The organism is Hydrogenophaga sp., assembly GCF_030373245.1.
Lineage (GTDB): Bacteria > Pseudomonadota > Gammaproteobacteria > Burkholderiales > Burkholderiaceae_C > Hydrogenophaga.
This window is the reverse complement of sequence record NZ_JAUCZF010000001.1, coordinates 43,999-67,918: the sequence shown is the minus strand read 5'-3', so window position 1 is coordinate 67,918 and position 23,920 is coordinate 43,999. Positions and strand designations below refer to the sequence as shown.

At 65.8% G+C, this 23,920-nt stretch carries 19 protein-coding genes and 1 pseudogene; 10 read left to right on the top strand and 10 right to left on the bottom strand.

The genetic code is table 11. The features are described 5' to 3' along the window. Positions 1 to 26 precede the first annotated feature (26 nt). Positions 27 to 1,070, bottom strand: a complete 1,044-nt coding sequence (locus QUV25_RS00335; protein ID WP_300860551.1) for an endonuclease/exonuclease/phosphatase family protein — start codon at positions 1,068 to 1,070, stop codon at positions 27 to 29. A 206-nt stretch (positions 1,071 to 1,276) separates the two neighbouring features. Then, positions 1,277 to 3,049, bottom strand: coding sequence for a DEAD/DEAH box helicase (locus QUV25_RS00330; protein WP_300860550.1), 1,773 nt, complete (start codon positions 3,047 to 3,049; stop codon positions 1,277 to 1,279). Between the two features lie 333 nt (positions 3,050 to 3,382). On the opposite strand from QUV25_RS00330, the gene QUV25_RS00325 reads away from it, so the two are divergent. From QUV25_RS00325 to QUV25_RS00310, 4 genes are all read left to right on the top strand, one after another. Beyond that, positions 3,383 to 5,554, top strand: coding sequence for a DUF1631 family protein (locus QUV25_RS00325; protein WP_300860549.1), 2,172 nt, complete (start codon positions 3,383 to 3,385; stop codon positions 5,552 to 5,554). Positions 5,555 to 5,704: 150 nt separating this feature from the next. Next, positions 5,705 to 7,366 (top strand): energy-dependent translational throttle protein EttA, encoded by a 1,662-nt coding sequence (gene ettA, locus QUV25_RS00320; protein WP_300860548.1) that lies wholly within the window; start codon positions 5,705 to 5,707, stop codon positions 7,364 to 7,366. Between the two features lie 117 nt (positions 7,367 to 7,483). Beyond that, positions 7,484 to 8,035, top strand: coding sequence for a DUF1415 domain-containing protein (locus QUV25_RS00315; RefSeq protein ID WP_300860547.1), 552 nt, complete (start codon positions 7,484 to 7,486; stop codon positions 8,033 to 8,035). A gap of 102 nt (positions 8,036 to 8,137) precedes the next feature. Further along, the gene (locus QUV25_RS00310) at positions 8,138 to 10,195 is read left to right on the top strand and encodes a DUF1631 family protein (protein ID WP_300860546.1); all 2,058 of its coding nucleotides are present in this window, start codon (positions 8,138 to 8,140) and stop codon (positions 10,193 to 10,195) included. Between the two features lie 27 nt (positions 10,196 to 10,222). On the opposite strand, the gene QUV25_RS00305 is transcribed toward QUV25_RS00310, so the two are convergent. The 4 genes from QUV25_RS00305 to QUV25_RS00290 form a co-directional block, all read right to left on the bottom strand. After that, positions 10,223 to 11,551: a TAXI family TRAP transporter solute-binding subunit gene (locus QUV25_RS00305; RefSeq protein ID WP_300860545.1), complete on the bottom strand. Its 1,329-nt coding sequence runs from the start codon at positions 11,549 to 11,551 to the stop codon at positions 10,223 to 10,225. Positions 11,552 to 11,599: 48 nt separating this feature from the next. Next, entirely contained in the window at positions 11,600 to 13,183 is a 1,584-nt protein-coding gene (locus QUV25_RS00300; protein ID WP_300860544.1) for a methyl-accepting chemotaxis protein, read from the bottom strand. Between the two features lie 170 nt (positions 13,184 to 13,353). Further along, positions 13,354 to 14,733 carry a heavy metal sensor histidine kinase gene (locus tag QUV25_RS00295; protein ID WP_300860543.1) on the bottom strand — a complete coding sequence of 460 codons (1,380 nt, stop codon included), beginning with the start codon at positions 14,731 to 14,733 and terminating at the stop codon, positions 13,354 to 13,356. Next, entirely contained in the window at positions 14,730 to 15,416 is a 687-nt protein-coding gene (locus tag QUV25_RS00290) for a heavy metal response regulator transcription factor (protein WP_300860542.1), read from the bottom strand. The genes QUV25_RS00295 and QUV25_RS00290 overlap by 4 nt, the downstream gene beginning before the upstream one ends. Before the next feature lie 100 nt (positions 15,417 to 15,516). Here QUV25_RS00290 and QUV25_RS00285 point away from each other — a divergent pair, with 100 nt between their 5' ends. The 6 genes and pseudogenes from QUV25_RS00285 to QUV25_RS00260 all read left to right on the top strand — a co-directional run bounded on the left by QUV25_RS00285 (position 15,517) and on the right by QUV25_RS00260 (position 20,112). After that, the gene (locus QUV25_RS00285) at positions 15,517 to 16,665 is read left to right on the top strand and encodes a hypothetical protein (protein WP_300860541.1); all 1,149 of its coding nucleotides are present in this window, start codon (positions 15,517 to 15,519) and stop codon (positions 16,663 to 16,665) included. Positions 16,666 to 16,678: 13 nt separating this feature from the next. Beyond that, the gene (locus QUV25_RS00280; protein ID WP_300860540.1) at positions 16,679 to 18,118 is read left to right on the top strand and encodes a copper oxidase; all 1,440 of its coding nucleotides are present in this window, start codon (positions 16,679 to 16,681) and stop codon (positions 18,116 to 18,118) included. Positions 18,119 to 18,188: 70 nt separating this feature from the next. After that, positions 18,189 to 18,671: pseudogene (locus tag QUV25_RS00275) on the top strand (cupredoxin family protein); the annotation flags it as partial. A gap of 27 nt (positions 18,672 to 18,698) precedes the next feature. Next, the gene (locus QUV25_RS00270) at positions 18,699 to 19,199 is read left to right on the top strand and encodes a DUF411 domain-containing protein (RefSeq protein ID WP_300861949.1); all 501 of its coding nucleotides are present in this window, start codon (positions 18,699 to 18,701) and stop codon (positions 19,197 to 19,199) included. An 11-nt stretch (positions 19,200 to 19,210) separates the two neighbouring features. After that, positions 19,211 to 19,540 carry a copper-binding protein gene (locus QUV25_RS00265; RefSeq protein ID WP_300860539.1) on the top strand — a complete coding sequence of 110 codons (330 nt, stop codon included), beginning with the start codon at positions 19,211 to 19,213 and terminating at the stop codon, positions 19,538 to 19,540. 35 nt (positions 19,541 to 19,575) lie between these two features. Continuing rightward, positions 19,576 to 20,112, top strand: coding sequence for a hypothetical protein (locus tag QUV25_RS00260; RefSeq protein ID WP_300860538.1), 537 nt, complete (start codon positions 19,576 to 19,578; stop codon positions 20,110 to 20,112). Positions 20,113 to 20,124: 12 nt separating this feature from the next. Here the strand turns inward: QUV25_RS00260 and QUV25_RS00255 are convergent, their stop codons facing one another. From QUV25_RS00255 to QUV25_RS00240, 4 genes are all read right to left on the bottom strand, one after another. Next, entirely contained in the window at positions 20,125 to 20,853 is a 729-nt protein-coding gene (locus QUV25_RS00255) for a thioredoxin family protein (RefSeq protein ID WP_300860537.1), read from the bottom strand. A gap of 94 nt (positions 20,854 to 20,947) precedes the next feature. Then, positions 20,948 to 21,994 (bottom strand): glycerophosphodiester phosphodiesterase, encoded by a 1,047-nt coding sequence (locus QUV25_RS00250; RefSeq protein WP_300860536.1) that lies wholly within the window; start codon positions 21,992 to 21,994, stop codon positions 20,948 to 20,950. Positions 21,995 to 22,056: 62 nt separating this feature from the next. Beyond that, entirely contained in the window at positions 22,057 to 22,803 is a 747-nt protein-coding gene (locus QUV25_RS00245; protein ID WP_300860535.1) for an amino acid ABC transporter ATP-binding protein, read from the bottom strand. 12 nt (positions 22,804 to 22,815) lie between these two features. Next, positions 22,816 to 23,919, bottom strand: coding sequence for an amino acid ABC transporter permease (locus QUV25_RS00240; protein ID WP_300860534.1), 1,104 nt, complete (start codon positions 23,917 to 23,919; stop codon positions 22,816 to 22,818). Position 23,920: the final 1 nt, after the last annotated feature.

Below are 23,920 nucleotides of genomic sequence, written 5' to 3'. Positions count from 1 at the left end.
ATGGCGCCTGAGCGCGGCTGCAGGCTTCAGCTGTCCGGTAGCTTCAGTCGCAGCAACGCGCGCACAAAACCGTGGTCGCTCCGGGTGCGGTCGCGGCCTTCGAACAGATGGTCGTTGAACACCTCCACGCGCCTCACATCGCCGATGGCGTTGCGGCTGGTGGCCACGAATTCTTCGCTCACCAGCATCTGGTCCAGCACTTCGGGGTAGCCCTGGTGGATATGGGAGTACGCCACGTCGCGCCGCAGCGCGGCTTCACCCTGGACATCCCACGCGCTGTAGAGCGCGCTGTCCCGCGCGCCCCTGTTGTAGGCGGTCTGTGAGGTGGCGGCGATCAGCTGGGTGGTCACGCTGTGCGGACTGTCGTTGAGGTCACCCATGACGATGAGCGGCAGGCGCGTGCGGTGCAACAACTCCACCACTTTCAGGCGCAACGCCATCGCTTCGCTGGCGCGCATGATGAGCGATCGCAGCGCCCCCAGGGCCTGCACCGCCGGGTCTTCTGTGTCTTCTGAGGTTCGACCGTCGGCGTCCTGAAGGAACTTGGGTCGCTTGGATTTCAGATGGGCCGTGATGACGGCCACCGGCTGGCCGTGCTTGAGCCTGAGCGTGACCAGCAGCGGCGGGCGTTCGAAACGGTTGTGCGCGCCAAGACCCGGCACCTGCACCACCGCCTGCGGCGGGAAGTCGACTAGCGACTCCACCGACTCCACCGCCAGGCGGGTGACGATGCCGACTCGCGGCGTGCCTTGTGCACCGCTCTGGCCGGGCCCGTTTTCTGCACCGGGCACGGAAACGAATCCGTAGTTCAGTCCACTGGCTGCCACCGCGGCGCGCAGCGCCACCTCGTCCCACACCTCCTGTACCGCCAGCACGTCAGCGTTCAGCACCTGGATGCGCTCGCCCAGCCAGTCGACCTTGCGACGGAAATCCGTCTCGTTGTACGGATCCTGGCCACTGTAGAAAAACCGGCCAGCCTGCGCCAGGTTGAGCAGGTTGGCGGTGGCCAGCATCAGGGTGGCGTAGCGCGGCTGGGTCGAATTCGGACCGGATGGGGAGGGCGAAGTCATGTCCGCACTGTAGCTACTCTGCGCTTGGTGATTGAGATCCCCCTGGCTGGTACCCTGTCTGACGGTCGCAGATTCTGAAGTGGCTGGTTGTGAGATGGCACCCGGGCTGATGGTCTCAGCGCTGCCTGCGCCGTCTATCGACGTGGCTCGATGGCGAGCACAAAAAAGCGGACCGAAGTCCGCTTTTTTTCGGGTGCCTTATCGTGTCAGCGAATGCGGCCGAAGCTGGTGCGCAGCGGGTCGGCTGCACCACCACCACCGCCGCCACCCTTGCCGCGACCACCGCCGCCGCCACCGCCACCCTTGCCGCGGTTGCCACCGCCGCCGCGCATGGAGTCGATGCTGGTGCGCAGCGGGTCAGGCTGGCCACCGGGTGCAGCGCTGCGAGGACGGGGTTCGCGGATGCGCAGGCTCCCCAGGTGGGCGTTGGGTCCGGGCTGGCGCTCTTCGCGTGGTTCGCGGTCTTCTCGCGGACCGCGGTCTTCACGGGGCGCGCGCTCGGCACGCGGCTCGGCATGGCGAGGCTGGCCGTGGCTGGGTCGGTTGCCGCCGCCGCCATTGCGGCCACCGGCGCGCCGGCCCTCGCCGCGCGGTGCCTGGCGCTCGCCATCGGCACGGGGCTGTCCGTCGCCGCCACCGGCAGGCCGCTGGCGCTGACGCTGTCCGCCGCCTCCGTTGCCACCGCCATCAGCGGCCTTTTTCTCGCGCACGCGCTGCAGCATCTCGGTGCGCGCGGCTTTGGCCGCAGCGGCCATGACTTCGCGGCTGGGTGGCTTGCCGGCGCCACCCCAGATGGTCTGGCGACCCATGGCGATGGGTTCCGCACGCTCACCGGGCTCGGGCATGAACTCCGGAAAAATCTGCACCGGAATCTGCTGCTTGGTGAAGCGCTCGATGTCCATCATGAAGCCTTCTTCGTCCAGGCTCACCAGGTTGACGGCTTCCCCGCTCTTGCCCGCGCGACCCGTGCGCCCGATGCGGTGCACATAGTCCTCCGAGACATTGGGGATTTCGTAGTTCACCACGTGCGGCAGCTCGTCGATGTCGATGCCGCGTGCCGCGATGTCGGTGGCCACCAGGGCGCGGATCTCGCCGCTCTTGAAACCGGCCAGGGCCTGGGTGCGCGCACCCTGGCTTTTGTTGCCGTGCAGCGCCATCGCCTGGATGCCGTTCTTGGTCAGGAACTCGGCCACGTTGTTGGCGCCGAACTTGGTGCGGGTGAATACCAGCACCTGGCTCCAGTTGTGCTGGTTGATGATGTACGCCAGCAGCGCCTTCTTCTTGCCGCGGCCCACCGGGTGGATTACCTGGGTGATGCGCTGCACCGTGGTGTTGCGCGGCGTGACCTGGATGCTCAGCGGATCCTTGAGCAGGTTGTTGGCCAGATCGCGGATTTCGTCGCTGAAGGTGGCCGAGAACAGCAGACTCTGCTTTTCTTTGGGCACCAGGGCCAGGATCTTCTTCACGTCGTGGATGAAGCCCATGTCGAGCATGCGATCGGCTTCGTCGAGCACCAGCATCTGCACGCCGGAGAGGTCGAGGAAACCTTGCTGCTGCAGGTCGAGCAGGCGGCCGGGTGTGGCCACCAGGATGTCCACGCCGCGCTTCATGGCGTTGATCTGCGGGTTCATGCCGACGCCGCCAAACACCACGGTGGAGCTGAGTTCCACGTGTTTGCCGTAGGTGCGAACCGATTCCTCCACCTGGGCCGCGAGCTCGCGGGTGGGGGTGAGCACCAGGGCGCGGATGCCGATGCCGCCGAACTTGCTCTTGCTGCGCTCGCTCTGGCTCAGTCGCTGCAGCATGGGCAGGGTGAAGGCGGCGGTCTTGCCGGTGCCCGTCTGGGCGCCACCGAGCAGGTCGCGCCCGGCCAGCACGGCCGGGATGGCCTCGATCTGGATGGGGGTGGGGGTTTCATAGCCGTGCTCGCGCACCGCCTGGACAATGGCCGGGGCCAGATTCAAATCGTCAAAAGTCATTTGCTTGAGGCGCCCTTCCTGGGCGCTGGGGGCATCTGCCCGTTCGGATGCCGAGACATCCGCTCAGTAGAAGGCAGACTGGGGTCAGAAAGTGGACCGGCGCGCCCCAGTGGGTGGGTCGCTGGTCCTCCAGCAGGGTGCTGGTGTTGCGAGTCACTGAAGCAGCGCAACGGTCATATTGTCGCACGTCTGCGCCAGCGACCGGTCAGGCGGTCAGGCAGGGAAAAACCCCCCACCACTTCCATAATCGTGTAAATGTGTTCGGCCACACTGCGCTGAATGCCCTGATTTCCCTTTTCTGATGCCTGCCGACCGCCTTTTTCCGTTGTCCCGATGAAGACCCCGATGATGCTGCGCCTGGGCGTGGCCAACGACATGAGCCGCCTGCGACCCTCGTTGCAGGACTGCCTGGAGTCGGTGCTGTCCGTTTCGGATTCAATGGTCGAAGACCTGCTCGAAAGCCTGAGCGAGTCGATCGATCCCGAACATGCGGGCCAGATGGCCCGCACCCACGGCCGGGTGGATCCCGGGCTGCTGCGGCGGCTGGTGGCACAGCAAGACGCTCTCAAGCGAACCTGGCACGAAGAGCTGCGCCGAGCGCTGTACCACGGCGGCGAACTTGACGCGGTGGGACGCTCGCCGGTTCGATTTGACGATTTGCGCCTGCTCGACGAACAGCAGATCGACGCCACCATCGGCTTTGCGCTGGCAGAACAGGAGCTCACGCGGGTCAGCGCCGACCTGTTGCCCCGTCTCAATGCCTTGGTCAGCAGTCTGCTGGGCTGGCTCACGGTGCAGGCGGACCTCAACCCGCTCAAACCTGCTGCCTTTGCCCGCGCCCTTCGTGGTGTGCTGTTGCACCATGTGCCCGATGTGGCTCAGCGCAACGCGCTTTTTGCCCCAGCCGCGGGTGCGCTGGCGGAGAGCCTGAGACAGGTCTACCGAGAACTGATCCAGTGGCTGCTGGTGCACGGTGTGGAGCCGCTGGAGAGCCCGGTGGTGCGACTGCGCCGTGAGCACCTGCCTCGCGGCGCCGTGGGGCGCACCCTGCTGACCCTGGGGCGTTTGCGCCAACTGCTTGCTGGCGATCTGGAACGGCCAGCGCTGGATGGCGCCGGGCAGGAGTTCCTGCACACGGTGCCGCTGTCCATGACGGCCCTGGAAGACATGGACATGGTCGAGCCGCTGATCCAGCGCCTGCGTCAGCGGGTCGTCCAGGCGCCGGAGGCGGCCGCGCCCGAATTGCCCATCATTGACGAGCAGCACCTGGGACGCTTGCTGGGTCAGGAAGTGGTGCGCCTGATGCTTGACAACCTGACGCAGGACGAGCGCCTGCTGCCCGCGATCCGGCAGCAGATTGGTCTCTTGGCGCCGGTCCTGGTGAAGCTGTCCCATGCCGATCCGCGGTTCTTCAGCGAGCGTCAGCATCCGGCGCGCCAGCTGCTCGAGGCCATCACCCAGCGCAGTCTGGGTTACCTGAGCCAGAACGACGAAGGTTTTGCCGAGCTCAGGCGTTCGGTGGTCGGCGCGGTCAAGGCGATCAACAGCGCACCGGCCACCGAAGAGGTGTTTGCCCGTCTGCTGCGCCGGCTTCGCCGCCGCTGGGACGAGGATGACGCCCGCAAGAACCAGATGCGCACCGAAGCCGCGCGCGCCCTGCTGCACGCCGAGCAGCGCCACCTTCTGGCCGAGCGGCTGGCCGCAGAGTTCCAGCAGCGGCTGGCTGAAAAAGAAGTGCCCGACTTCGTGGTTGACTTTTTGCGTCGGCCCTGGGCACAGGCGGTGGCCGAATCGCAACTCAGCGGCGCGCTCAGCGCAAACGATGGCCCACCGATCGACGCCGTGGCCGATGACCTGATCTGGAGCGCCCAGACCTCGCTCATCCGCCGCGACCGCAGCCGGCTGGTCAAGCTGGTGCCGCGCCTGCTCGGGCAGTTGCGCCAGGGCTTGCAGCTGATCGACTACCCGGCCGACCGCACCGCCCAGTTTTTTGATGCGCTGGTGGCCCTGCAGGAGCAGGCGTTTGACCCGCCGGTGGCTGCGCCTTCGCCAGCCCCGCCCACGCTGGTGGCGGTGGTGCCGACGCTGGTGGAGCGGGTGGAAGCGGCGTCGGCACCGGCGCCGCTGGACGAGGCGGGGCGGGGTTTCTGGATGGCAGGCCAGGAGGCAGTGGACGCGGGCTATGTGTCCGACGAATCCGGCCCGATGCCGCTGGAGCCGCTGCAGTCCGTCGCCACCGATCTGCTGCCTGGTGCCTGGGTCGACCTGCTGATCGAAGGCGTCTGGGTGCGTGCCCAGCTCACCTGGGCCAGCCCCCACGGCACGCTGTTCATGTTCATCTCCACCCACGGCCTGGCGCACTCCATGACCCGGCGCACCCTAAAGCGGCTGCTCAACAACGAGGTGCTGCGCGTGATCTCGAGCGGAGATGTGATCGAAGGTGCGCTCGACGCGGTGGCCCAGACCGCCTTGCGTAATGCAGGCGAACCGGACAGCCTGAGCTGACTCGAGGCCGGCCCGGCAGCGGCAGGGGATAATCGAGGTTTTGGCTGTGGCAGCCCTCGGTCGAGTCGGCTCGATCAGGCCCCGGGCGCGAAACTTTGCGTCCGAAGCCACTCCCCTGATCCCACCCAGCACCGAATCGGACAGTTAGCAATGGCTCAATACGTTTTCTCCATGAACCGGGTCGGCAAGATCGTGCCGCCCAAGCGACAAATCCTCAAGGACATTTCCCTGTCCTTCTTCCCGGGCGCCAAGATCGGCGTGCTCGGCACCAACGGCTCTGGCAAGTCCACGCTGCTGAAAATCATGGCCGGCATCGACAAGGAAATCGAGGGCGAGGCCATCCCCATGCCGGGCATCCGCATCGGCTACCTCCCGCAGGAGCCGCAGCTCAACCCGGAGCAAAACGTGCGCGAGGCGGTGGAAGAGAGCCTGGGCGAAGTGCGCGCAGCCCAGAAACGGCTGGAGGAGGTGTACGCCGCCTACGCAGAGGAAGATGCCGACTTTGACGCACTTGCTGCCGAACAGGCCAAGCTCGAAGCCATCATCGCCACCGCCGGCACCGACAGCGAACACCAGATCGAGATTGCCGCCGACGCGCTGCGCCTGCCCCCCTGGGACGCCAAGATCGGCGTGTTGTCTGGCGGTGAGAAGCGCCGCGTGGCGCTGTGCTGCCTGCTGCTCAGCAAGCCCGACATGCTGTTGCTTGATGAGCCCACCAACCACCTCGACGCCGAGTCGGTGGACTGGCTGGAGCAGTTCCTGGCGCGCTTCCCGGGCACCGTGGTGGCCATCACCCACGATCGCTACTTCCTCGACAACGCCGCCGAGTGGATCTTGGAACTCGACCGTGGCAGCGGTCACCCCTACAAAGGCAACTACTCCAGCTGGCTGGAGCAAAAGGAAGCCCGTCTGGAGCAGGAGAACCGCACCGAAGATGCGCGCACCAAGGCCATGAAAAAAGAGCTGGAGTGGGTGCGCCAGAACCCCAAGGGTCGCCAGGCCAAGAGCAAGGCGCGTCTGGCGCGCTTTGAAGAGCTGAGCGATGTCGACTACCAGAAGCGCAACGAAACCAACGAAATCTTCATCCCGGTCGCTGAGCGCCTGGGCAACGAGGTGATCGAATTCAAGGGCGTCACCAAGAGCTTCGGTGACCGCGTGCTGATCGACAACCTGAGCTTCCAGATTCCGGCCGGTGCCATCGTCGGCATCATCGGCCCCAACGGTGCCGGTAAGTCGACGTTGTTCAAGCTCATCAGCGGCAAAGAGCAGCCCGACAGCGGCGAGGTCAAGATTGGCCAGACGGTCAAGATGGCGGTGGTCGACCAGAGCCGCGAAGACCTGGCGAACGAAAAAACCGTGTGGCAGGACATCTCCGGGGGTCTGGACATGATCACGGTCGGCAAGTTCCAGATGCCCAGCCGCGCCTACTGCGGCCGCTTCAACTTCTCCGGTGGCGACCAGCAAAAGCGCGTGGGCAGCCTCTCGGGCGGTGAGCGCGGTCGCCTGCACCTGGCCAAGACCCTGGCCGAAGGCGGCAACGTCTTGCTTCTGGACGAGCCGTCCAACGACCTGGACGTGGAAACCCTGCGCGCGCTGGAAGAGGCGCTGCTGGAATTTGCGGGTTGTGCTCTGGTGATCAGCCACGACCGCTGGTTCCTCGACCGCATCGCCACCCATATCCTCGCCGCCGAGGGCGACAGCCAATGGACCTTCTTCAACGGCAACTACCAGGAGTACGAAGCCGACAAGAAGAAGCGCCTGGGCGAAGAGGGCGCGAAGCCGAAGCGGGCTCGATTCAAGTCGCTGGCTTGACCCACCCCCGCGCCGCGCCTGCGGCGCGTCACCCCCTCAAGGGGGTGATGTCTGTGGCCCGGCGAAGCCGGTTCCACGACATCCTGGGTTGAACTTTCACTCGCTCCGGAGTTGCTCTTGGAACCACTCGACGAACAGGTCCTCGCCGACACCCGCCACTGGATCGAGAAGGCGGTGATCGGGCTCAACCTGTGCCCGTTCGCCCGCGCCGTCTATGTGAAGAATCAGGTGCGCATCGTCGTGAGCCGCGCGCGGCATCTCGATGCGTTTCTGGACGAACTCGATGCCGAGCTGGACCTGCTGAAGAACACACCGGCCGAACAGATCGACACCACGCTGCTGGTGCACGCCACGCTGTTTCCAGATTTCGAGGTCTTCAACGACTTTCTCGGAGTGGTCGACGACGTGGTGGCCGAACACGATCTGGAGAGCGTGATCCAGGTGGCCAGTTTCCACCCGGCCTACCAGTTCGCGGGTACCGAGCCCGACGACATCACCAACGCGACCAACCGTGCGCCTTACCCCGCGCTGCACCTGCTGCGCGAGGACAGCGTGGAACGCGCTGTCGCCACCGAGGGCGGGGACGCCGACGCCATCGTCGAGCGCAATCTGGCCACCTTGCGCGCACTGGGGCCCGACGGCTGGCGCGAACTGCTCGCAAAGCCCTGAACTGGCTGGTTTCCGGCCCTATTTCGGCGCTTTGCGTCGGGGCGGTCTGCTCACAATGGGAAGCAGGTTCCACCTTGCCCCTCGTGGGTTCACCCGCCTGCCATGACCGCCCGCACCGACACACCCTTGCAAGCCTGCCTGGCCGTGGCGCTGGGGCTGGCGCGCGGCTGGATTGCGCGCTGGCTGGACCAGACGCAGGCCGCGCTGGCTCAGCGTGAGACAAACGCCCGCCACGGTCATGAAAAACACAGCCTGGGCCAGGCGCGCAGCGCCTTGATGGCGCACCGAGCCCTGCTCGGTCAACGCTTTCTGGATGCCCTGTGCGATGGCCTGGAGCAGTGCGAACCCCCTGCGCCGACCGCTGCGCCAGCTGCCCGCCAGCTCCACTCGCTGAGCTTCGACGAACTGGAACTGATGGACGACGACCAGATGCAGCAGTCGGTGAACCTGACGCGCGTGCAGCAAATCATCAAGCTGGAAGCGGCCGACGAACTGGCTGCCTTCAGCGCCCGGTTGAGTCGCGCCCAGGGCTTTGACGTGCTGCGTGCCGACGCCAATCCGCTGCGACCCGAGGCGGTGATGACCGCGCTGGTGGCGGCGCTGGACAGTCTGCATGTGGCTGATGGCATCCGCTCGCACTGGCTCGCAGCCGGCGCGGCACCGCTGGGACAACAGCTCTCGCGCTTCTACCAGCAGCTTGAAGAGTGGCTGGATCATCAGGGCGTGGCCCCTGCGGGCTACGTGGTGATCCAGTCGCCCACACCGCGCCAGACCCAACGCGCCAGCCCTGCCGGCCCCACGGCGAGCGCCATGCCTGTCGAGACCCTGATGGACCTGCACGCGCTGCTGCCTCTTGATCGGCTGCACGATTTGCTCGCAGGCAACCTGGCCCAGGCGGGTGCCGCCGTCTCCGACCAGGGACGCTCCGGCTCGGGCAACGCCATGGTGCGCACCCTGGCCGGCGAGCTGGTCAATCGCCTGTTGCGCCAGGCCACTGGCGAGCCGCACCTGCTGCCCTCGGTGCGCGATCTGATGCTGCAGCTCAAGGAGCCGCTGCGCCAGCTGGCGCGCACCGATCCCCGTTTTTTTGCAGATCGCCAGAATCCGGCGCGCCGGCTGCTGGAGAGCATCGCCACCCGAGGCCTGGAGTTCGCCACCGAGCAAGACGCCGGCTTCGAGACCTTTGCAGGCTCGCTGTTGGCCGTGGTGCGCTCCCTGCAAGCGCCAGCGCACCGCTTGCCATCGTTGCTGTCCGCTGCCATCGGGCAGTTGCCGCCTGCCACCCAGCCCGCCGCGCTGATGCCCACTGGCTCGGCTCAGCCGCGCCTGGCGCCCCAGAGCGCCTGCGATGTGCTTGCGGAGCAGGTTGCCGCCGAATTCCAGGCGCGCGACGACTTCGCGCGTGCTCCAGGCGTGGTGCGGCGCTTTGTCACCGGACCCTGGGCCCAGGTGGTGGCGCAGGCCCGGCTGAGCCTGGAAGCTTCCGGCAGGCCGCTGGAATCGGATGCGCCGGTGCTGCGCTACATCGACGTGCTGACCGATCTGCTGTGGTCCAGCCAGCTGGTGCTGGCCAGCCGCAACCGGCCGCGCCTGATCAAGGCGGTGCCCAATGTGTTGCGCACCTTGCGCGAAGGGCTGGACACCATCGACTACCCGCGCCCCAAGGCCGAGGCGTTTTTCCACACCTTGCTGGGGCTGCAGGATGCGGCCTACCTCACGCAGCACAGCGTGGACCTGGTGCATGAACCGGTGTGGGCCGATGCCGGCAGCAGCGCCCAGGCGGGCGGCGTTGGTCACAGCATTCGGGTGCGCCCGAATGCAGCGCATGACAGGTCCCAGTTTGTGGATGGCGAATTCCACACGCCACCCGATTTTGTCGACACCGAACCGGTCACCAGCGACTGGCTGGCCCTCAACGGGCGCGAAGCACCGCCGGTGGCCGATGGGTTGTCCGTGGGGGCCTGGGTCGATCTGCACGAGTCTGGCCGGACCCTGCGTTGCCAGTTGAACTGGGCCAGCCCGCACGGTCGCCTGTTTCAGTTCGTTGCGCCGCAGGGCCGGTCGATTTCACTCAGCAGGACCGGGCTGCAGCGCTTGCACATCGCTGGCAGGTTGCGGTTGGTGGCCGGCGCGCCCGACGCCATGGCGGTGCGCCACTGAGCCACGCGGCTGCGGCGCAGGCCGCGATCAGGCCTTGCGCAGCAGTTTCTTGCGCACCAGACCGATGTTGCTGCGCAGCGCGTAGAGCTCGTCGGTGTAAGACAGCGGCACCACCACTTTCTCCACCTTGCTCTCCATCGCGTCGAGCTGATCCAGCAGCGACTGGATAGGCTGCTTGCTGCCGTTCTCATGGCTTTGTTCGATGTCGCGCAGCTCGGCGTACCAGCGGAACACGCGTGAGCGGATGCGAAAGCTGTAGAGCGGCGGCACGATGCGCGAGAGCGGCAGCGCCAGCGCAATGATCAGACCCATCGCCAGCCACATGCGTTCGACGAGGTTGGCGAGCCAGAATGGCAGGTAGCGCTGGAGAAACGGCGGGCCGTTGCGGATGGCACGCACCGCCTCAGGCGACAGGGGCACTTCGCTGTGTTCCAGGCTGGGGTATTCACCGGCCCGGCTGAACCAGCTGGAGCCGCCATGCAGGTTGACGGCGGTCTGGGCAAACAGCTGCAGGATGGCCGGGTGCGTCTTCGCGCTGGCCAGCAGGCTGGTGGTCGAGGCCACCAGCCGCATGTCGCGCTCGGGGATGTTGTTGGCCAGGTCCACCACACCCTGCGGCATCACCACCGGCGTGAGGTAGCCAAAGCGGCGCGAATACGCCTCGCTCTGCGCAAAGTCGAGCAGATTCACGCCTGGCGACTGCAGCAGCATCTGCACCATGAGTGACTCGGGCGCAGAGGCGAACACCACGGCATCGAGCTGACCATTCAGAAAGTCGACGGTCGCGGGCGTTTGCGCCAGTTCGCTGAGCTGGACCTCTTCCCTGTTGATGCGGTTGACGTCCAGAAGCGTGGAGAACAGACGCGGCACGCCGCTGCCGGCCGTGCCCACGTTGACACGCCAGGATTTGAGGTCGGCCAGGTTGTCGATGGTGCCCGTCTGATCCAGCTTCTGCGCGGTGTCCTCCCGGTAGAACAGCCACAGCGGCTCCACAAACAGGCTGCCCAGCGAGACGATGGTGTCTTCCTCGTCGTAGCCGATGTCGGCCGTGCCGCCTTGCACAAAGCCCAGGTCGGCCTTGCCACTGCGGATCAGCTCCAGATTGTCCGACGATCCTTCAGAGGGCAGCAGTTGAACCGTGATGCCGTAGCGCGCCAGCGCCTCGGCATAGCGCTTTCCGAACTCGTCGTAAGCACTCTGGTCGGGGCCAGTGGCCAGGACCACCCGCTTGGGTGGGTTCGGGTTGAGCCACCAGTAGGCCAGCGCCAGCAGCAGCACCGTGAGCAAGGCAAATGGTCCAAACGAAACGGCCAGGTCGCGGATGGACAGCAGGGTGTAGCGGATGCCGGTGGTCATGTCCGCTACGTTAGCATGCCGACCGGCTCAGCCGGCGATGGAAACGCCTCAGGTTTTGCTCTGACGTTTACCGTCCAGGCGGAAGATGCCGACCGCGTCTTCCATGGTTTTTGCCTGCTCCTGCAAGCTGCTGGCCGCTGCGGCAAGTTGCTCGACCATGGCGGAGTTCTGCTGCGTCACCGAATCCATGTGATTCACGGCCTGGTTGATCTGGGAGATGCCGAGCGACTGCTCGTCGCTGGCGTGGGTGATCTCGGCGATCAGGGCGCTGACCTGGCCGACGGTCTGCACCATGCCGCTCATGCTCTGCCCTGCTGAATGCACCTGGGCTGTCCCCCGGTGCACCTTGCTGGAAGACTCTTCGATCAGCGCCTTGATTTCCTTGGCCGCGTCCAGCGTGCGTTGCGCCAGTTGCCTCACTTCTGCCGCGACCACGGCGAAACCACGGCCCTGCTCACCGGCTCTGGCCGCTTCGACAGCGGCATTCAGCGCCAGGATGTTGGTCTGGAAGGAAATGCTGTCGATCACCTGGATGATTTCACCGATGCGGCCTGAAGAGCGGCTGATTTCTCCCATGGTGGATACGAGCTCGGACACCGCGGTGTTGCACTGCTCGGCCACGTTGGTGGCCTGACCCGCCAGCAGGGTGGCCTCGCGCGCAGACTGATTGCTCTGTTGCACGGTGCTGTTGATCTCGTTCATCGAGGCTGCGGTCTGTTCCAGGCTGCTGGCCTGGGACTCTGTGCGCGAGGACAGGTCCTGATTGCCGCTGGCGATTTCAGCCGAAGACAGCCGAACGCCTCGAACCTCTTCTCTCACGTCGGAGACAACGGCTTGCAGGTTGACGTTCAACTGGTTGAGTGCCTGGTTCAGCTCGCGCGTCACGCCCGCGCCTTTGGGTTCCAGTCGGGCGCTGAGATCGCCGGCAGCCATCAGGTTGGCAAAGCGCACGGCCTCCTGCATCGGTTGCTCGATGCGATGTCGCAGCCACCACGTTGCCATCAGTCCCAGACCCAGCAGCGCCGCCATGAAAACCGCCTGCAATTCTGGTCCGACATCGCGGGTGAGGTGGCTGATCACGAAGCCGAGGGTGACCAGACTCAGGCAAATGGCTCCGAGCTGGCGCGCCAGGGTCATGCGCGTGAGGGACTGCAGGCGGCCAAGCAGGCTGGATCGCACCAGTTGCCCGCGCTGCAACGAGAGGGTCGCGCGACCCTCTTTCGCCTCGGCCCGCATGTCTTTGTACAAAGACTCCGCGGCCTCAATCTGCGGGCGGGTCGGTTTGGTCCGCACCGACATGTAGCCCACCGTCTGGCCGCTCGCCACCACCGGCGTGGCGTTGGCCACGACCCAGTAGTAGTCGCCGTTTTTGCGTCTGTTCTTGACCAGTGCCGACCATGGCTGCCCACTCTTGAGCGTGGCCCACATGTCCCGGAACGCTTCGGATGGCATGTCGGGGTGCCGGATCAGGTTGTGGGGTTGTCCGATCAGCTCTTCGCGGTCGTATCCGCTGACGGCGAGGAACGCCGGGTTGCAATAGGTGATGTGGCTGGTGAGGTCGGTGGTGGAGACCAGCGTGTCGCCGTCCTGGATCTCGTATTCGTTCTCAGTCACTGGCAAATTGGTGCGCATGGCGTTTGGCCTTGGTTCAGGCGGCTCCGTGAGGGTGGACAGAGAAGGGATGGAATGATGCTAGGGGCCATGCGGCCGCTCAATCCGTGGAATACAGCCCGGTTCTGGCCTCATATCGACGCTTGGGGAAGGCGCGTTCGCGCAAGGCCAATCCCAGCGGCCTCTGAGCGTCAATGGACTGGAAATCTCAGACAGAAGCAGGTTCGCTGGTTCGACGAATCGACCGAAACGAGGCCGCCGTGGGCAGCCATGATGGCCTGGGTGATGGCCAGCCCGAGACCGGTGCCCTCGGCGCCAAGCTGGGTACGCGATTTGTCGACCCGGTAGAAGCGGTCGAACAGGCGCGGCAGATGTTCGGGCGCAATCGTGGGGCCGGCATTCTCCACGCACAGGCTGGGTTCACCGCGCGTCTGGCTCAGGCGAACGGCCACGCGAGACTGCGCCGGCGCGTGGCGGATGGCGTTGGACAGCAGGTTGCTGATGGCGCGGCGCAGCATCAGCTTGTCGCCGGTCACCGTCGCGTCGCCCTCCAGCACCAGACAGATGCCTTTGTCGTCGGCCACCGCGTCATAAAAATCAAACAGCGCCTGCACTTCTTCGCGCAGGCGGATCGGCTCGCGGTGCGGCAGCGCCAGGCCGTGCTCGGTCTTGGCCAGCAGCAGCATGTCGGACACCATGCGGCCCAGGCGCTGAAACTCCTCGGCGTTGGACGCCAGCGTGTCGCGGTAGGCCGGGGCTTCGCGCTGCTGCGCCAGCGTGACCTGGGTCTGGGTCAGCAGGTTGCTGATGGGGGTGCGCAGCTCGTGCGCCAGATCGCTGGAGAATTCCGACAGGCGCTGGAAGTCGCGTTGCAGCCGCTCCAGCATGGTGTTGAGTTCGGCGGCGAGCTCGGCCATTTCCACTGGCACGCTGGCCACCGGCATGCGCTCATCCAGCTGGTGGGCCGTCACCCGCCGGGCGCGTTCGCGCATGTCGCGCAGCGGCGCCAGGCCGCGCCGTGCAGCCCACCAGGCCAGTACTCCACTGAGCAGCGCCGCGACCACCAGGTAGATCAGGAGGCTGCGTTGAAGCTCTTCCATGAAGTGGGTGTGGTGGTGCGTGTCCATGGCCAGCAGCAGACGAAGGGCCGGCGCGCTGTCGCCGCCCAGAAACAGCGGCGCTGGCAAGGTCACTGCCGCGCCGCGCAGCAGGGTGCCGTCCCAGGCCCAGTCGGTTGGTTGCAGGCTGCCCGGGGAGGGCGCCAGTTCGGCCGGGAAAGTCTCGGCGACTGCTCCGTACAGAGTGCGCTGTGCCTGCTCCAGCCGCACCGTGAGGCCGGTGTGGCTTTGCATCAGTTCGGCCAGCCGCCGTGACAGTTCGCCCAGGTCATTGCTGCTGCCCACCACCTGACGCACCAGGGCGGCCTTGTCGGCGAGGTAGTCGCGGTCCAGATCGACAAAGTGTGCCTGGTTGGCCAGCGTCACCAGCGCGCCCAGCCCGCACAGAACGGCCATCGAGACCACGCTGTAGAGCAGGGTGAGGCGTGCGGTCAGTGTGAGGCGCTGGTTCACGCTTCGGCCTCTGGTATCTCCATCACATAGCCCATGCCGCGCACGGTGTGGATGAGACGCGGCTCAAAGCCCTCGTCCACCTTGGCACGCAGTCGGCGTACCGCCACATCGATCACGTTGGTGTCGCTGTCGAAGTTGAGGTCCCAGACCTGGGAGGCGATCAGCGAGCGCGGCAGCACCTCGCCCTGGCGCCGCATCAGCAGCTCTAGCAGGCCAAACTCCTTGGCGGTGAGGTCGATGCGCCGACCTGCGCGCGTGATGCGCCGGCGCAGCAGGTCGAGCTCCAGATCGGCCAGACGCAAGGTGGTCAGCTCCTGCCCGGGGCGCCCCCGGCGAAGGATCACCCGCACGCGGGCCAGCAGCTCGGCGAAAGAAAAGGGTTTGACGAGGTAGTCATCTGCGCCCAGCTCCAGGCCCTGAACCCGGTCTTCGACCTGATCACGCGCAGTGAGAAACAGCACCGGCATCTGCCGCCCCATGCTGCGCAGGCCTTTGAGCACCTGCCAGCCGTCGAGCCCGGGCAGCATCACGTCGAGGATCACCAGGTCGTGCTGACCAACGAGTGCCAGATGCAGGCCATCGTTGCCTCGGGTGGCGAGGTCCACGACAAAACCGGCCTCGCGCAGCCCCTGGCGCAAGTACTCGCCGGTTTTGGGCTCGTCTTCGACGATCAGGATGTTCACGGCCTGTAGTGTGCCCGCTCGCGCTCGGTCCAGCCCAACATGACAAATTTGTCATGTTGCCGACAGACGCCTGTCGGGCAGCAGCCGTGACACTGCGGGCATGCCTAAAAAACGCCTATTGCCTGCCCACCCGCGCCGCGCATGGCGGACGCGGATCGGTCACGCCGCCCTTGCGTTGCTGCTGCCCTTGAGCGCCTGGTCTCAGACGGCCAACGCGCCGCCCCAGGCCGGTATGCCCCCACCCCTGACCGACTGGCGCGGCGCCAACGACGCCGTGGCCCAGTTCAAGCGCGGCCACATCGACCTGCTCAAGTGGGAGAGCGCCAACCTGAAGGCCGACTCGGCCGCGCCGGCCGCCGCGCCCAACCTGATGCTCATGACGCCAGCCGATGCGGTGCGTCAGGCCTGGCGCGTGCACCGCGAGCTGGCGCGTACCCAGAGCCGCCTTGGCGCCGAGGCCACACAGCGCGTGGCCGATGGCCGCTGGGACACGGTCGACCCCAGCCTGCAGCGGCGCGTGGACGACATGGACGAGCTGCTGGAAGTGGCTACGGACGCGCGCAGGGCGTGGCTGAACGCGGTCGCTGCGCGCAAGCTGCTGCGGTTTCGGGAGGCGGCGCTCACCAGCGCCGAGGCCGGCGAAGAACTCGGCCGGCGCATGGTCAGCGTGGGCAACTGGAGCCCCTTGCAGGCCACGCCCTTCCAGCTGGCGCGCGCCTCGGCCCGCGTGGCGCTGCAGAGGGCGCAGGTCGCTTCCATGAAGGCCGATGGTGCGCTGCTGCAATTGCTGCGTCTGAGCGGGTCCGACACGCGCCTGGGTCTGCCCGCCGATCTGCCCGAACTGCCGACAGAGTCGCTGACCCGTGACACCTGGCAACAGCGACTGTCCGCGGTTCAGGCGCACGTGCCCGGCATCGATGCGGTGCGCAACCGGATCGCTTCCGAGACCGCCTTCGCGGTGCTCCAGACCAGCCACGCGATCGCGCGCGCCAGCCGAGGCGAGGTGCTCCAGCTGCGAAGCTTCATCACCGAGGAAACGCTGCTGCACTACAACGGCATGCTCAAGAGCGTGTGGGACCTGCTGGGCGAGGTCGGTAACCAGGCCAGCGCCGAGGTCGATGCCATCGAAGCCCAGCGCGACTTCTGGCTCGCCGAGACCGATCTGCAATGGACGCTGCAAGGTGGCGCGCCCACCAGCTTTGTCTCGCCCGGTGGTGGTGGCACAGAAGCAGCCGCACCCGCTCACTGATTCAGGACCCCACATGACGTCTCCCAACGCCCGACGACAGTTTTTCACCGGTGCCGCTGTCTCGCTGGCCAGCGTGGCCGTGGCCCGATCGGCCCTCGCGGCACTGCCCGAGCCGGTGATCCAGACCTCTGTCAACACCGCACCGCCCCTGACGCCTCAGACCGGACGCCCCTACAACCCGGTGGTCACGCTCAACGGCTGGACCTTGCCCTGGCGCATGAACAACAACGTGAAGGAGTTCCACCTGGTGGCCGAGCCGGTGGTGCGTGAGGTCTCCAAGGGTTTCAAGGTCAACATGTGGGGCTACAACGGGCAGAGCCCGGGACCGACCATCGAGGTGGTCGAAGGCGACCGCGTGCGCATCTTCGTCACCAACAAGCTGCCCGAGCACACCAGCATCCACTGGCATGGGCAGCGCCTGCCCAACGGCATGGATGGCGTGGCCGGTCTCAATCAGAAGGCCATTCCGGTGGGCAAGACCTACGTCTACGAATTCGTGGCGCGCCGGCCCGGCACCTTCATGTACCACCCCCACGCCGACGAAATGGTGCAGATGGCGATGGGCATGATGGGCTTCTGGGTCACGCATCCCAAGGCCAGGCACCCGCACATCAGCGAAGTCGACCGCGACTTCTGCTTCCTGCTCAACGCCTTCGATGTCGAGCCCGGCGCCCGCACGCCACAGATCAACACCATGCTCGACTTCAACATCTGGTGCTGGAACAGCCGGGTGTTTCCGGACATCGACACACTCAATGTGCGGCTCAATGACAAGGTGCGTATCCGGGTGGGCAACCTCACCATGACCAACCACCCGATCCACTTGCATGGCCACGAATTCCAGGTGACCGGTACCGACGGCGGACCCACTGCACCGGGCTCGCGCTGGTGGGAGGTCACGACCGACGTGGCGGTGGGCCAGATGCGGCAGATCGAGCTGCTGGCCGACGAAGAGGGCGACTGGGCCATGCATTGCCACAAGAGCCACCACACCATGAACGCCATGGGCCACGACGTGCCGACCATGATCGGCATCGACCACCGCGGTCTGGTGAACAAGATCCAGCAGGTGGCGCCCGACTACATGGTCATGGGCGAGCGCGGCATGGCCGACATGGGTGAAATGGAGATGCAGATCCCGGACAACACCGCGCCCATGATGACCGGCCGCGGCCAGTACGGATCGCTTGAGATGGGCGGCATGTTCACCGTGTTCAAGGTTCGCAAAGACCAGAAACCCGGTGACTACAGCGACCAGGGCTGGTATGCCCATCCCCCTGGCACCTCGGCCTTCGAGTACACCGGCGCCCTGGCCGAACCAGCGCGTTTCCAGTCCGAGGTGAAGGCTGGCGGTCGACCCGTGACCGGGCTCAACAATCCGGCGCCCGTGCCCATGGAGAAACCGTCGCCAGCGAACGCCCAGGCGGTCAAGCCCAAGGGTCACTCACATTGAACTCCAGCCGCTGGCAGTCTTGCCCGTCATGAACTTTTTCGATGTCCGATCCCTCTGAAAGCCTGTGCCGATGAATGCGCTTGTTACCCCTCTGTTGGTCTCGCTGACCCTGTTCGTCGCCTCGCCCGCGTGGGCCCACGGCGAAGAAACCCATGCCAAGAAGGCAGGCCCCGTGGTCAAAGAACAAAAGGCCTGGGGCATTGCCGGCGATGCCCGGGCGGTGAGGCGCACCATCGCCATTGCAATGAGCGACAACATGCGGTTCACGCCCGCGAGCATCGAAGTCAACCAGGGTGATACCGTGCGCCTGACCCTCACCAACACCGGAAAGGTGATGCACGAGCTGGTCATTGGCACCCAGCAGGAGCTGTCCGAACACGCGGCGCTCATGAAGCGCTTCCCCAACATGGAACACGAGGAGCCCTACATGGCCCACGTGGCGCCGGGCAAGACCGGTGAGATCGTCTGGACATTCAACCGACCCGGCGACTTTGAATTCGCCTGCCTGCTGCCCGGCCACTTCGAAGCTGGCATGGTGGGCAAGATTCTGGTCAAAGCCTCAATCTGGAGCCAAGCCATGATGAACACAGCCACCTCCCGCACCGAACCTCAAGGCCTTCGCCGCCGCCACCTTGCGGCGCTCGCGGCGGCTGCCTGGCTGCCCGGCTGGGCACTCGCGCAATCGGCCACGGCCCCCGCCGGTCCGCTGGTGCAGGTCTGGAAAGACCCGAACTGCGGCTGCTGCAAGGACTGGGTGATTTACCTGGAGAAGAACGGTTTTCGCACCCAGACCTTCGATACCGGCAACAGCGCGATTCGCAGCCGGCTCGGCATGCCGCAGAAATACGGCTCCTGCCACACCGCCCTGGTGGCGGGTTATGTGATCGAGGGCCACGTGCCGGCGCGCGATATCCAGCGTCTGCTCAAGGAGAAGCCGCAGGCCCTGGGCCTGTCGGTGCCGCGCATGCCGATCGGCTCGCCTGGCATGGACGGCCCCGAGTACGGAGGCCGAAAAGACCCCTACGACGTGTTGCTCGTGACCCGAGACGGCAACACCACCGTGTTTCAACATTACTCCTGAAGGAAAACCACATGACTCCGATCCGCACCCTCGCCCTGGCCGCCGCGCTCGCCGCGCCGCTTGCCTGGAGCCTGCCAGCCGCCGCCCAGGCCACGCCGTCGGCTGTTGCGCCCGCCACCGAAATGGCCGATGGCGAAATCCGAAAGGTCAGCAAAGACACCGGCAAGCTCACCATCAAGCACGGTCCGATCAAGAGCCTGGACATGCCGCCCATGACCATGGTGTTCACCATCAAGGATCCAGCCCTGCTCGACAAAGTGGCGGTGGGTGACAAGGTGCGCTTTGTGGCGGTCGACCAGGGCGGGCAGATGGTGGTCACCGACATCCAGCCGGCGAAATGATCCGGCGCCGATGAGCCCGCGGGCAGCACTCACCGATGGACATCCTGGCGCACGGTCTCTGGGCGGGGGCCGCGGTGGTGGCCGTTTCGCGCCAGCGCCCTCCCGCTTCGCTGTTGGGCTGGACCGTGGCGCTCGCTGTGGTGCCCGACCTGGCTCACATGCTGCCGGTGAGTGGCTGGGCGCTGACCACGCTGTCCAGCACCGAATGGTGGCAATACGCCACCGCATCGCCCGGGCAGGAGCCGCCGATGCCACACGCGATCCTTTTCTGGGCTCATCACCTGCACTGCGTTTTTCACAGCGCGATCGTGGCCACGCTGGTGAGCGCCATCGTGTGGTGGCGTCGGGGTGCATTGTGGCTGCCCCTGTTGGGCTGGTGGTCGCACATCGTGATCGATGTGTTCACCCACTCGGCCGAGTTCTTTCCCTCGCCGGTCTGGTACCCGCTGACGTACTGGGGGTTTGACGGCGTGGCCTGGAACCGCCCGGGCTTTGTCTGGGCGAATTACCTGGCGCTCGCGGGGGTTTGGGGCTGGCTGATCTGGCGCTCGCGCAAACGCCAACTGCGCTGAAAGGTCAGCCGCTCAGCCGTCACAGCTGAGCGCAGCCGCCTGCACGGGCTTCAGCCCGTCGGCCTGCGTTACGACAAACACCACCCGCTGGCCAGTGACCCCGCTCAGGCTCAGCGTGTGTTGCCTGGTCTGGTCGGCGGCCCAGGGTGCCACCGGCTGGTAGAGCCGCACCACATGGTCGTTGCGAAGCGTTTCGCCGGCGTTTTCGCCCCGTGTGACGGCGCTCCTCTGATCGTCCTGCAGCACCGCCCAGTAGCCGCCCAGCATGGCTGAGCCTTTGCCCGCGCCGATCTGAGCCGTCACCTGCTGACCCGAGCGCACCAGCCGCAGGCCGGGCACGTCCGGCGCCTTCAGTGCCGGCAGCTGATCAGCACGTTGGCCACGCCAGCCCCGGTAGTCTTCGCCGTTGAGCACCACCTGCGGCGTGTAGACGTATTGGCCGCGAATCGCCTCCTTGATCTGGCGCTGGCGCTCGGTGGTCTGCGGCGTGGCAAACGGATCTTTCCAGCCCAGGTGGTTCCAGTAGTTCACATGGAAGCCCAGCGCAATCACGCCCGGCTGATTCTTCAGACCCGAGAGCCATCGGTCGGCAGGCGGGCAGGAGCTGCAGCCTTGTGAGGTGTAGAGCTCGACCACGGTCGGCGGTCGGACCCCCGCCGTCACTTCGCAAGTAGCCGCGAATGCGGGCAGGGACAGCAGCGCGAGGCTTGCGACAAGCAGGGGGTGATGGACGCGGTTCATGGGCTTCTCCAGTGGCTTGGAGCCTGGGTCGCGCCGCGCCGTCAGAACTTACACCCGAGTCCCATCGAAGTGGGTGCACAGCAGGCAGGCGGCCTCACCGATCCAGGATTTGCACCGAGCGCAGCGGTGTCAGCGGCACAGTGGCGGCGGGCAGCGCCATGCCGCGCTGTTGCATCACCGCGCGCAAACGGTCGGGCCGGTCGGTGATGATGCCGTCCACGCCCCAGTCCATCAGCCGCTCCATGTCGGCGATCTCGTTGACGGTCCAGGGAATCACGCGCAGCCGGAGTTCCCGCGCGCGCCGCAGCACGGCCTGGCTGAGGTTGCTGTGGTGGGGTGACCAGATCTTGCCACCAGCGCTGGCGACCTGGTCGGGCGTGCTCTCGAACGCCTCACGCCTGAGACCCAGCGTCCACTCGCCGCTGCTCACGGTGTCGAATCGGGGCAGCTGGGCGGTGAGGTAGGCAGTGGGGATCGCGGGCGCGAGCTGCTGGGCAATCTGCAGCGTGCGCCAGTCAAAGCTCTGCAGGCTGACGCGGCGCTCCATGCCGTGCGCACGCACCACCTCGACGATGGCGCGCACGAACGCCTCGGGCGTGGCCGCGGGCACGGCACTGCCAGGCTGCAGCTTGGTCTCGATGTTGAAGCGCACACCGTCCGCGCCGAGCTGGCGCACCCGCTCGAACAGGCTGGAGAGCGTGGGGATGCGCTCACCGTCGCGCGGCACCTGCTCGGCAAAGTCCCGCGCATATCGGCTGGCGGGATTGATGCGACCCACATCCCAGGTCTGCAGCTCCTGCACCGTGAGTGCGTGAATGGGCTGGTTGCGCTCCTGCAGCCAGCGGCCCGCGGCGTCCCGCGTGATGTCGGGATTGAGCACCGGATCGTGCGTGATCACTGGCACGCCATCGGCGCTGATCACCACATCGAGTTCCAGCGTGCTCACGCCCAGCGCCAGTGCCTGTTCGAAGCCAGCCAGTGTGTTCTCTGGCGCAAGACCACGCGCTCCCCGGTGCCCTTGCAGGTCGAAGGCAGCGGCGGAATCGAGACTGAGCGCCAGCAGGATCACGCCCAGACACGAGCCAAAGCGCGATCGCAGCCGGCGGGCCGGGTCAAGAACGAAGAAGGGCGAAGCGTGCATGGTGCTGGGCACGATTGTGGCAGCACCTCGCATCGGCGTGCAGCGCCGTATCCGTCTCGATTTCAGTGCCCGAGAATCTTGGACAGAAAGTCCTTGCTGCGCTCGTTCTGCGGGTTGTTGAAGAACTCATGCGGGTTGTTCTGTTCGACGATCTGGCCCTGGTCCATGAAAATGACCCGGTCGGCCACCGCTTTGGCAAAACCCATTTCGTGCGTCACGCAGATCATGGTGATGCCCTGGTTGGCCAGTTCGATCATCACGTCCAGCACTTCCTTGATCATTTCAGGATCCAGCGCTGAGGTGGGCTCGTCGAACAGCATGATCTTGGGTGTCAGGCAGAGGGCGCGTGCGATTGCCACGCGCTGCTGCTGGCCGCCCGAGAGTTGCAGCGGGTATTTGGCTGCCTGCTCGGCGATGCGCACGCGCTCGAGCTGCTGCATGGCGCGCTCCTCGGCTTCTTTCTTGGGCATCTTGCCGACCCACATGGGCGAGAGCGTGAGGTTTTCCAGCACCGTCAGGTGAGGGAAGAGATTGAACTGCTGAAACACCATGCCGACGTTTTTTCGCACTTTGTCGATGGCCTTCACGTCGTCGGTGAGCTCGATACCGTCGACCGTCAGGTGGCCTTGCTGGTGCTCTTCGAGGCGGTTGATGCAGCGGATCAGGGTGGACTTGCCCGAGCCGGAAGGTCCGCAGACCACGATGCGCTCACCCTTGGCGACGTCGAGGTCGATGTCGCGCAACACGTGGAAGTCATTGCCGTACCACTTGTTGACTTTGTCAAATTTGATGATGGATGCTTGGGACATGGTGTTCGATCCTTAGCGGGCCTTGCTGGCCGACAGTTGCTTCTCAACCCACAGGCTGTAGCGCGACATGGAAATGCAGAAGATGAAATAGATGAAGGTGATGAACAGGTAGGCCTCAATCTTGAAAGGTCGCCAGTTCACGTCCGAGTTGAGTGCCAGCGACATGGCGCCGACGAGTTCGTAGAGCGAGACGATGAACACCAGCGAGGTGTCCTTGAAGATCGCGATGAAGTTGCCCATCATGCTGGGCACCGTCATGGCCAGGGCCTGCGGCAGCACGATCTTGCGCTGCGTCTGCCAGTAGGACAGGCCCAGGGTGTCGGCAGCTTCGAGCTGACCTTTGGGCAAGGCCTGCAAGCCGCCGCGGATGATTTCTGCCATGTAGGCGGCGGCAAACAGGGTGATGCCGGCGACCACGCGCACCAGCACATCGATCGTCACGCCTTGCGGCATGAACAGCGGAAACATGAACGAGGCCATGAAGAGCACCGAGATCAGCGGCACACCTCGTATCAGCTCGATGTAGACGATGCAGACCGAGCGGATGGCGGGCAGGTTGCTGCGCCGGCCCAGTGCCACCATGATCGCGATCGGGAACGCGAGGAAGATGGACAGCGTGGCCAGCATGACGGTCAGTGGCAGGCCACCCCAGACGTCGGTGCGCACAGGCTCCAGCCCCAGGACGCCTCCGCCCATGAGGGTGAAGAACACGGCCAGCACGCCGACCCACATGATGGCCAGCCACGGCTTCCAGAAGTAGCGCATGCAGCTCAACACCAGCGCGCCGATCATGATGGACGTGGCCAGCAAGGGACGCCAGTGCTCTTCGTAGGGGAAGCGCCCGAACAGAATGAGTCGGTACTTCTCGGTCACCACGCCCCAGCAGGCGCCCGTGCCGCGCGCGGCCTGGCAGGCGTCGGCGTCGGCGCGCACGACCGAGTTGAAGAGACCCCAGTTGGCCAGGCCTGGCAGCACGTACAGCACCAGACCGATGACGAAGAGGGTGGTGAGCGAGCTGCGCCAGTCGTTGAACAGGTTGCGCCGAACCCAGGGCACGAAACCGGTGACCTTGACCGGCGACGGGCGCGGGGCGATGGGGGTGAAGGTGTCGGCCATG